9 protein-coding genes are annotated in these 9,247 nt (G+C 76.3%); 3 read left to right on the top strand and 6 right to left on the bottom strand.

All coding sequences use genetic code 11. The features are described from left to right. Positions 1-55: 55 nt before the first annotated feature. Both ACFQ8T_RS08675 and ACFQ8T_RS08670 read right to left on the bottom strand, forming a co-directional pair. Positions 56-877, bottom strand: a complete 822-nt coding sequence (locus ACFQ8T_RS08675; protein WP_430546141.1) for an ABC transporter permease — start codon at positions 875-877, stop codon at positions 56-58. Then, the gene (locus tag ACFQ8T_RS08670; RefSeq protein WP_430546140.1) at positions 874-1,872 is read right to left on the bottom strand and encodes an ATP-binding cassette domain-containing protein; all 999 of its coding nucleotides are present in this window, start codon (positions 1,870-1,872) and stop codon (positions 874-876) included. The genes ACFQ8T_RS08675 and ACFQ8T_RS08670 overlap by 4 nt, the downstream gene beginning before the upstream one ends. A gap of 138 nt (positions 1,873-2,010) precedes the next feature. Here ACFQ8T_RS08670 and ACFQ8T_RS08665 point away from each other — a divergent pair, with 138 nt between their 5' ends. Next, positions 2,011-3,072, top strand: coding sequence for an NAD-dependent epimerase/dehydratase family protein (locus ACFQ8T_RS08665; RefSeq protein WP_430546139.1), 1,062 nt, complete (start codon positions 2,011-2,013; stop codon positions 3,070-3,072). On the opposite strand, the gene ACFQ8T_RS08660 is transcribed toward ACFQ8T_RS08665, so the two are convergent. Next, positions 3,052-3,582 carry a MarR family winged helix-turn-helix transcriptional regulator gene (locus ACFQ8T_RS08660; RefSeq protein ID WP_430546138.1) on the bottom strand — a complete coding sequence of 177 codons (531 nt, stop codon included), beginning with the start codon at positions 3,580-3,582 and terminating at the stop codon, positions 3,052-3,054. The two genes, ACFQ8T_RS08665 and ACFQ8T_RS08660, sit on opposite strands and share 21 nt — an antisense overlap. Positions 3,583-3,704: 122 nt before the next feature. Here ACFQ8T_RS08660 and ACFQ8T_RS08655 point away from each other — a divergent pair, with 122 nt between their 5' ends. Further along, complete coding sequence (locus ACFQ8T_RS08655) at positions 3,705-4,337, top strand: FMN-dependent NADH-azoreductase (protein WP_430546137.1); 633 nt, start codon at positions 3,705-3,707, stop codon at positions 4,335-4,337. 136 nt (positions 4,338-4,473) lie between these two features. Here ACFQ8T_RS08655 and ACFQ8T_RS08650 read toward each other — a convergent pair whose 3' ends face one another. The 3 genes from ACFQ8T_RS08650 to ACFQ8T_RS08640 all read right to left on the bottom strand — a co-directional run bounded on the left by ACFQ8T_RS08650 (position 4,474) and on the right by ACFQ8T_RS08640 (position 7,075). After that, entirely contained in the window at positions 4,474-4,917 is a 444-nt protein-coding gene (locus ACFQ8T_RS08650; RefSeq protein ID WP_430546136.1) for an OsmC family peroxiredoxin, read from the bottom strand. Positions 4,918-5,037: 120 nt separating this feature from the next. Then, positions 5,038-6,450, bottom strand: a complete 1,413-nt coding sequence (locus ACFQ8T_RS08645; protein ID WP_430546135.1) for a hypothetical protein — start codon at positions 6,448-6,450, stop codon at positions 5,038-5,040. A 61-nt stretch (positions 6,451-6,511) separates the two neighbouring features. Beyond that, on the bottom strand, positions 6,512-7,075 hold the full coding sequence (locus tag ACFQ8T_RS08640) for an RNA polymerase sigma factor (protein ID WP_430546134.1): 564 nt from the start codon (positions 7,073-7,075) through the stop codon (positions 6,512-6,514). Positions 7,076-7,225: 150 nt separating this feature from the next. On the opposite strand from ACFQ8T_RS08640, the gene ACFQ8T_RS08635 reads away from it, so the two are divergent. Then, entirely contained in the window at positions 7,226-9,130 is a 1,905-nt protein-coding gene (locus ACFQ8T_RS08635; protein WP_430546133.1) for a DUF4012 domain-containing protein, read from the top strand. The last annotated feature ends 117 nt before the right edge of the window (positions 9,131-9,247 follow it).

Genomic DNA, 9,247 nt, shown 5'->3' with positions numbered 1-9,247 from the left:
GCCCCGTTCCGCGTCGGAACGGTGCCACGAGCCCACCCACGACGGTCCACCGAGGTCAGCGGGCGGTCCGGCGGCGGTACAGCACGCCGCCCACGACGACGCTCGCCGCGAGGAAGCCCACCAGCCACACGCACGCCGTGACGATCGTGGCGGCGTCGGGCGCTCCGCCGAGGAGGCCCCGCACCGACTCGATGATCGGGGTGAACGGCTGGTGCTCGGCGAAGCCGTGCAGCCAGTCCGGCATGGTGTCGACCGGCACGAAGCCGGAGCTGAGGTACGGGACGAAGAGGAAGATCATGCTCACGGACATGGACGCCTCGACACTGAGCACCAGCCCGAACACGACGCACAGCCAGGTGAACGTCACCACGGCGAGCACCGCGAACCCCACGAACCCGAGCCACTGGCCCAGGTCGGCCTCGGGCCGGAACCCGTACGCGATCGCCACCAGCAGCACCACGACCACCGAGGCAAGGTTGCGCACGACGCTCGCGATGACGTGCCCCCACAGCGCCGACGACGAGAAGATGGGTAGCGTCTTGAAACGGTCGATGGTCCCGGTGGTCATGTCCTGGGCGACGCCCGTGGCTGCCGTGGCCGAGTTCATGCCCAGGCACATGACGAGCACGCCGGGCACGACGTAGTCGATGTACTCGCCCCCGGTGCCGCCCGAGATGGCGCCGCCGAAGACGATCACGAACGCCGACATGATCAGCACGGGCAGCGCGAACGCGGTGATGAGCCCGTCGATCGAGCGCAAGGAGCGGCGCGCCTCGCGCCGGGTCATGGTGGCGACGTCGCGCAGGGGAGCGCGCACGGACGCGGGGCGGACCGTGCCGTGCACGGTGGGCGCGGACGGGGCCAGGGTGGTGGTCATCGCAGGGCCTCCTCGGGAGCGGTCTGGTCGGTGGTGCCGGAGGTGCGTCCGGCGGCCTGCGCGGAGTGGCCGGTGAGCGCCAGGAAGACGTCGTCGAGGGTGGGCTTGACCACGCTCACGCCCGCGACGGCGAGGCCGCGGGACTCGGCCCGGTCGAGGACGTCGCGGATGGCGCGGACGGGCTCGGCGCTCGGGAAGGTCAGCGCGAGCGCCCGGAGGTCCTCCTCCGCGACGTCGAGGCCCGCGACGCCGAGCTCGCGCGCGGTGGCGAGGCTCGCGGCGTCGTCGAACGTCACGCGCACGTGGTCGCCGGCGACGAGGGCCTTGAGCTCCTCGGCGGTGCCGCGCGCGGCGATGGTGCCCTCGGCGAGCACGGCGATCGTGTCGGCCAGCCGGTCGGCCTCCTCCAGGTACTGCGTGGTGAGCAGGATGGTGGTGCCGTCGGCCGCGAGCCCGCGCACCACCTCCCAGAGCTGGGAGCGCGACGCCGGGTCGAGCCCCGTGGTGGGCTCGTCGAGCACGAGCACGGCCGGGTCGGCGACGAGGCTGATGGCCAGGTCGAGGCGGCGGCGCATGCCGCCGGAGTAGGTGCCGACCCGGCGGCGGGCGGCGTCGGTCAGGTCGAAGCGCTCCAGGAGCTCGTGGGCCCGCCGGCGCACGACGCGCTTCGGCAGGTGGGCGAGGTCCGCCATCATGACGAGGTTCTCCTCCCCCGTCTGGAACTCGTCGACGCTCGCGTACTGGCCGGTCAGCGCGATGCTGCGGCGCACCGCGGCGGGCTGCTTCACGACGTCGGCGCCGGCGATGGTCGCCGTGCCGCCGTCCGGCTGCACCAGCGTGGTGAGGATGTTGACGGTGGTGGTCTTGCCCGCGCCGTTCGGCCCGAGCAGCGCGAAGATCTCGCCGCGTCGGACGGCGAGGTCGACGCCGCGCAGGACGGCGGTGCGTCCGTAGGACTTGCGCAGCCCCCGCACCACGATCATCGGGTCGTTCATGGCCGTTCCCCTCGGTCGGTCTGTGTATGGCATACACGAGCGTACGGCATACACGTCGTGTTGGCTATACACGCCGTGTCTCCGATACACGAGAGCGCTGCACGAGCGCCGCGACGCCGCCGCGGCTACGGTCGGACCGTGCGCGTCGTCGTCGTGGGAGCCAGCGGGAACGTCGGGACGGCCGTGCTGGGCGCACTCGCCCGCGAACCCGCCGTGACCTCGGTCGTCGGGGTCGCCCGGCGCGTGCCGCGCGCCGACGGCAGCAGCACCGTGGCGTTCCCCCACTCCGCCGCCGAGTGGGTCCGTGTCGACCTCACCGACACGGCGGACGCCGTCGTGCGCGGCCTCGACCGGGCCTTCCTCGGGGCCGACGCCGTCATCCACCTCGCCTGGGCGCCGCCGTCCGCCCGCGACTCCGGGCAGGCCCGACGCCTCAACCTCGACGGCTCGCAGGCCGTCGCCGACGCCGTCGTGCGCGGCGGCGTGCCGCACCTCGTGTTCGGCTCGACCTCCGGCGTCTACTCCCCCGGCCCCTCGGGCGGCGGCCTCGTGCGCGAGGACTGGCCGCGGCGCGGCGTGCGCACGTCGTCGTACTCCGTGCAGAAGGCCGCCGTGGAGCGGATGCTCGACGGCGTCGCCGAGCGGCACCCGCGGCTGGTCGTGACCCGCGTGCGCCCTGCGCTCATGCTGCAGCGCGAGGCCGGCGCCGAGCTCGGGCGCTACTTCCTGGGGCCGCTCGGCACCCGCGCGCTGCGGCTCGCCGCGAAGCGCGCCCCCGAGGGCGCGCTGCTGCCCGCCGTCCCCGCGCTCGCAGGGCTCCGCCTGCAGGTGATGCACGTCGACGACGCCGCCGACGCGTACCGCTCCGTCGTCGTCGGCCGCCACCCCGGGCCGTTCAACCTCGCCCCCGAGGGCTGGCTGACGTCGGCCGACCTCGCCGACACGCTCTCCGGCGGCCGCAGCATCGAGGTCTCGCCCGACGTCGCGCGGACCGGGTTGACGGTCGCCTCTCGGCTGCGGCTCGCGCCGATCGACGTGGGCTGGTTCGACATGGCCCGCGCCGACGTGGTCCTCGACGCGACGCGCGCCCGCGAGCTGCTGCGCTGGGAGCCCGCCCACGACCCGCGCGACGTGCTCCGCGAGACCGTCGAGGGCGTCATCGCCGGCACCGGCGCCGGCTCACCGCCCCTGCTCGGCTGACGGCTCGGCGCAGCCGCGGACGCGCTCGCCGCGCGCCAGCGCCGGGTCGATCGTGCGGACCACGACGTCGGCGGCCGCGCCGAACGCCGCGAGCTGGTCGTCGTCGAGCGCGTCGACCACGAGGCGCCGCACCTCGGCGACGTGCCCGGGGGCGGACGCCACGAGCTTGTCCCATCCCGCGTCCGTGAGCCGGGCCTCCATCCGCCGCCGCCCCACCGAGCACGGCGTGCGCTCGACGAACCCGGAGCGCTCCAGCCGCCCGACGGCGTGCGACAGCCGCGACAGGGAGCCGCGGGAGAGCGCGGCGAGGTCGGACATGCTCAGGGTGCGCTCCGGCGCGTCGCCGAGCGCCACCAGCACGTGGTACTCGAACAGGTTGAGACCCGCGTCGGCGCGCAGCTGCGCGTCGAGCGTCGCGGGCAGGGTCATGAGGAGCGCGGCCACCGAGGACCAGCTCCGCTGCTGGTCGTCGTCGAGCCAGGCCGGGGCGTCGGTCGCTGCGGTCGGCATGCCTCATGGTAGGCCGACTTGAACGGTCAATCCGCCCGTGGTTACCGTCGGGTTGATTCCTCAAGCAACAGTCGCCCCCGCGTGCCGTCGGGCGACGGACCCGTACGGAGGACCCCCACCGCATGACGCTTCTTCGCCTCGACGCCAGCATCCAGGGCGACCGCTCCGCCAGCTCCGCGCTGGCGGACACCGTGGTCACCGAGCTCACCGCCGCCCGCCCCGGGACGACGGTCGTCACGCGGCACCTGGGCCAGGACCCGCTGCCCGCCGACGCGTGGGCGCTGGCGACCTCGGCCGGCTTCGTGGCGGAGGCGGAGCGCTCCGCCGAGCAGCGCGCCGCCCTCGACCTCGCCGCCGCCCTGGCCGACGAGGTCCGTGCTGCCGACGCGCTCGTGCTCGCCCTCCCGCTGTACAACTACGGCGTCTCCCAGCACGCGAAGGCGTGGATCGACCTCGTGACCGTCGGGTTCGGCACCGGCGTGCCCGCGCTCGAGGGCAAGCCCACCGTGCTCGTCACCACGCGCGGCGGCGCCTTCGGCGAGGGCACCCCGCGCGAGGGCTGGGACCACAACACCGACTACCTGCGCCGCATCCTCGCCGACCTCTGGCTGGCGGACCTCACCGTCGTCGAGCGCGAGTTCACCCTGGTCGGCGTCAACCCCGCGCTCGACCGGTTCGCCGAGCTCGCCGCCGTCATGGCCAAGCAGGCCGAGGAAGACGCCGTCGCGGCCGGCAAGGCCCTCGCCGCCCGCTGAGGCCGAGGTAGTACCGGACCCCACGAGGTAGTACGCCAGACGGCGAGGTAGTACGAGCTCTCGTACTACCTCGCCGTCTGGGCTACTAGGTCGGCGATCGCGGCACTTCCTCGCCGCGGCGCGTACTCCCTCGAGGTCAGCCCTCGAAGGTCACGTCCAGCGTGATCTCGCCGACTCCCGCGAGCGCCTTCGAGACCGGGCAGCCGGCCTTGGCAGCCTCGGCGGCGGCGCGGTACGCGTCGGCGTCGATGCCGGCGGCCGAGCCCACCACGGTGAGGTTGATCTTCGAGATCTCGAGGCCGCCGCCCGCGGCCGGGGTCAGGGTGACGTCGGCGGTCACGTCGGTCTTGCCGGGCGTGCCGCCTGCGTTCGCGACCTCGAGCGAGAACGCCATGGCGAAGCACGACGAGTGCGCGGCCGCGATGAGCTCCTCCGGGCTGGTGACACCCTCCGCGGCGTCCGCCGTCCGGCGGGGGAACGAGACGTCGAACGTCCCGACGCCGGAGCTGGCGAGCTCGACCCGGCCGGAGCCCTTCTGGATGTCGCCGTTCCAGGCGGTGCGTGCGGTACGGGTGGACATAGGAGATCTCCTTCGTGCTCCGGGACAGGTCACGACGACCGTAGCGCGCACCCGCACCTCACGTCAGGGAGCGCCCGCGTGGTGGCGGTCACTCCCGCGCGTCGGCGTCCGCCACGGGTCTCACCGCGGGGCCGAGAAGTCCATCGCCTCGTCCGCGACGGCGACGACGGACCACGCGTTGCCGTCGGCGTCGGACAGCTCGTACGCCGGGACGAGCACGACCGAGCCGTCGTCCTGCGACTGCTGCGCCAGGCCGAGCCGGGCGTCGGTGATCTCGACGTCGGACACCGGCCAGTCCACCGGGTCGCCGGCCGCGGGTGGTGCCGGGGCCTCGGTCGGCTCGTTCCCGTCGGGCTCGGCAGCCCACATCGCCTCCTCGTCGGCGTACGCGACGGGCCAGGCCGCGCCGGAGAACCGGGGGTCGCCCAGGCGCCGCACGGCCTCGGCCGGGCTGATGACGGGGTACTCGCCGAGGTCCTCGGTGGTGGCGAGGAAGCCGTCGAGCCAGGCGACGCCCTCCTCCCCGACGGTGGCGCTCCACTGGGCGCCGGTGCGGCTGCCGTCGACCACCTGGGAGGCGGTGACCCAGCGGCTGGGGTCGCCGTCGGTCTTCTCGCCCACCTCGATCTCGAACGTGTCGGGGTCCACGCCGAGGCTCCGCATGACGTCGGTGAGCGCGTCGCGCGCCTCCCGGTCGCCGACGGACGACGTCGCCGGCTCGTCGCACGCAGGCTCGGTGTCCCCCCCGTCGTCTCCTCCGTCGCTGCGGGCGACGACGTCCTCGCACTGCCACGGGTCGGCGCCGGGGTCGTTGTAGCCGAACGTCGCGCTGCCGTCGGCGGACAGCCAGACGTGCGGGCCGCTGCCGTCCTGGGGGCCCACGGACCAGCCGTACTCCCACCGCGGCTTCCCCTCGACCCCGAGCGTCTGCGCGAGCCGCGCGGCCCCCTCGCGGGTGGCGACGCCCGTCGCGTCGAAAGCGAATGCCGACGCCGTCCCGCCCTCGGTGGACAGCCCCTCCGCGCGGAACAGGGCCCGACCGGAGGTGGCCCAGCTCGGCATGGTGGAGGCGGTGTCCGACGACCCGGCGGCGTCGCCCGCGCCCGCGCTGTCCTCCGCGGCACCCACCGCCGCGCCGCCGGCCGCGGCGTCGTCGCCGGCCGCCCCGGCGGCCCGGCCGCCGCCGTTCAGCACGACCGGGGCGTCGGCGGACGCGGACGCACCGGGCGCGGCCGCGCCGCCGAGGGCGTACCCGCCCGTTCCCACCGCCACGAGCACCACGATGCCCGCGGCGGCCAGCCACGGCGTGCGGCGCCGCCCGCGGCGGGGGGCGAGCTCGTCGCCCTCCTCGTCACCGGTCAGGTCGTCCCCCGGCCTGTCGGCGGCGGCGGCGTCGCCGTCACCGGCCAGCCGGGCGTCGACCTTCGCCCGCAGCCCCGCACCGACCGCCCCCGCCCCCGCGGCCGGGTCGGCCGCCCGGAGGCGGGCGAACGCCTCGTCGTCGCCGTCCTCGCGTACCTCGTCGCGGCTCATGCTGTCCTCCCGGCCCCGCGGCCCGCCGGCCCGGCGGGCGTCTCGCACCCCGTCTGTGTCGTCATCGCGCGCCCGCTTGCGCCGCGGCGCCGTCCTCGCCCGCCCCGTCGTCGACCGCCGCCTCGGCGTCCCACGCGGCGCGCAGCCGCACCCGCGCGCGGGACAGCGCAGCGTCGGCTCCCCCGCGCGAGACGCCCAGCACCTGCGCCAGCCCCTCGCCGCCGACGCCGTCCCACGCGACGAGGAGGAGCACCTGCCGGTCGCGCGGCGAGAGGCGCGCGAGGACCGCGCGCACGCGGTCGTCGTCGACGGCGAGCGCCGCCGGGTCGACGTCGTCGGGCACCTCCGGCACGACCGCGACGGGCGTCGGCCGGGCCTTGCGCCGATGGTTGGCCAGCACGAACCCGGCCGTCCGGTAGAGCCACGGCAGCTCGGCCCCGCGCGGCACGTCCGCCCGGCGGCGCCAGGCGGTGGCGAGGACGTCGGCGGCCAGGTCCTCCGCCTCCGCGCCGCCCGCGGGCAGGCGCCGCACGAGGTAGCGGTGCACCGCCCCCGCGTGCGCGGCGAAGAGGTCGTCGAACCACGCCGTGTCGTCGTCGACACGCGCCGTCTCGTCCGGGTCCACCGGGCCTCCTGCGGTCCTGGGGCGCGCGAGGGCGCGCGCCACCCCTCGACGCGACTGTGTCGCCGCGCCCCCTGGTCTTGCACCCGCGCGCGCCGACATCACCCGCAGATTCATCCCTCCGCCGGGCTCGGGCGGACCTACGGTGCGGGCATGACCGTCGACACGGGCGCGGCGCCCGCCAGCACGGAGCCCGCGGCGCCGGCGCCCCGCCGACGGCGCGCCGTGCGCTGGGTGCTGCTCGGCACGGTCGCGGCCCTGCTGGTCGTCGCCGTCTGCGCGGTGCTCCTGGTCCGCGACGCGCTCGCCGCGCGCGGCGCCCTCACCCGCGCCGCCGCGGAGGTGCCCTCCGTGGCGGAGGAGCTGCGCGCCGGCGCCCGGTCGGAGGCGGACGGCGGCGCCCCGGCGACGCTCGCCTCCTCCCCGGCCCTGGCGGAGCTGCGCGCGCAGACCACGATCGCGCGCGAGGCGACCGACGGCCCGCTGTGGTGGCTCGCCGCCCGCCTGCCCGTGGTCGGCCCGTCGGCGGGGGCGGCCGTCGACGTCGCCGTCGTGCTCGACGACGTGACCGACGACGTGCTGCCCGCCCTGGCCGACCTGGCCGACGCCGTGGCCGCCACGGGCCGCACCCCGGACGGCGGGCTCGACCTCGCCCCCCTGCGGTCGGCCGCCCCGGGGATGGTCGCGGCGCGGGCCTCGATCGACGCGTCGCGTGCCCGGCTCGACACGGTCGACCCGGAGGCCCTGCTGCCGCAGCTCGTCGACCCGGTCACGTCGCTGCGCGACCGGGTCGACGAGCTCGCCGGCGCCGTCGCGACCGGCGACCGCGCGGCCGCTCTCGCGCCGGCGATGCTCGGCGCGGACGGACCGCGCACCTATCTCGTCCTGGGCATGAACAGCGCGGAGTTGCGGCCGGGCGGCGGGATCCCGGGAGCGCTCATCCTGGTGCGGGTCGACGACGGGCGCGTCGAGGTGGTGCGGCAGGTGGGCTCCTCCGAGGTCGGCCCGTTCCGCTCCCCCGTGCTCCCCCTGTCCGCGGACGACGAGGACGCCTACACGGGCCGCCTCGGCACGTTCGTGCAGGACGTGACCGCCACCCCGGACTTCCCGACGTCGGCCACGCTGGCCGCCGAGATGTGGGCGCGGGCGCAGGGCGAACAGGTCGACGGCGTCCTCGCGACCGACCCCGTCGCGCTCTCGCACCTCCTCGCGGAGACCGGCCCCGTGCGGGTGCCCGTGTCCCGCCCGGTGGCGGAGGCCCTGGGCCGCGACTCCGTGGAGCTGACGGCCGAGAACGCCGTCGACGTGCTGCTGCGGCGCGTCTACGACGTGCTGGACCCCGAGACGGCCGACCGCTTCTTCGCCGACGCCGCTGCCGCGGTCCTCGCCCGCGCGACGTCCGAAAGCGTCTCCCCGGGCGCGCTGCTCTCCGGCCTGCAGCGCGCCGCCGGGGAGCACCGGGTCCGCGTCTGGTCGGCCGACCCGGCCGAGGAGGCCCGGCTCGAGGGCACGCTGATCGCCGGCTCGTACGCCGCCGCCCCGCGCGCCGCGGACGCCGTCGGCGTGTTCCTCGGCGACCACGTGGCCGGGAAGATGTCCGCCTACCTCGAGTCGTCGCTGCAGGTCGTCGACAGCGAGTGCACGGCGGGCGGGCGGGTGGACACGCTCGAGCTGACCCTCGCGTCGACGGCCCCCGCCGACGCCGCCACGTCGCTGCCCTGGTACGTCGCCGGGCTGCCCGGGCGAGCACGTCCGCCGGGCACCCTCAGCCTTGCCGTGACCGTCGCGGGGCCGCGCGACGCCGAGGCCCCGCGCGTCGAGCGCGACGGGACCGCCGTCGGCGGCGAGGCCCGCACCACGCACGGACGGCCCACCCAGACGGTCACGGTCGTCCTCGCCCCGGGCGAGAGCACCACACTGCGGCTGGTCGTGCCGGCGGCGCCGGGCACCGCGACGAACGACGCGGGCGGCACGCCGCCCGGCCGGCTGGAGGTCTGGTCGACCCCGACGACGACGACCGGCGGGCTGCTCGACGTCGAGGCCCCGACCTGCGGGTGAAGATGCCCCGCTGCCTGCGGTTTCACCCGGGTGAGACAGGGTCCGCGGAACGCCCGCGCGGCTAGCGTGAGGGCCCCGGGCAGCACCCAGGCAGCACGGAGAGCACCGCCCCCGAGG

This window comes from Isoptericola sp. NPDC056618 (genome assembly GCF_042792715.1).
GTDB classification, from domain to species: domain Bacteria; phylum Actinomycetota; class Actinomycetes; order Actinomycetales; family Cellulomonadaceae; genus Isoptericola; species Isoptericola nanjingensis.
The sequence above is the reverse complement of the archived record's forward strand: the minus strand, read 5'-3'. Positions and strand labels throughout refer to the sequence as shown.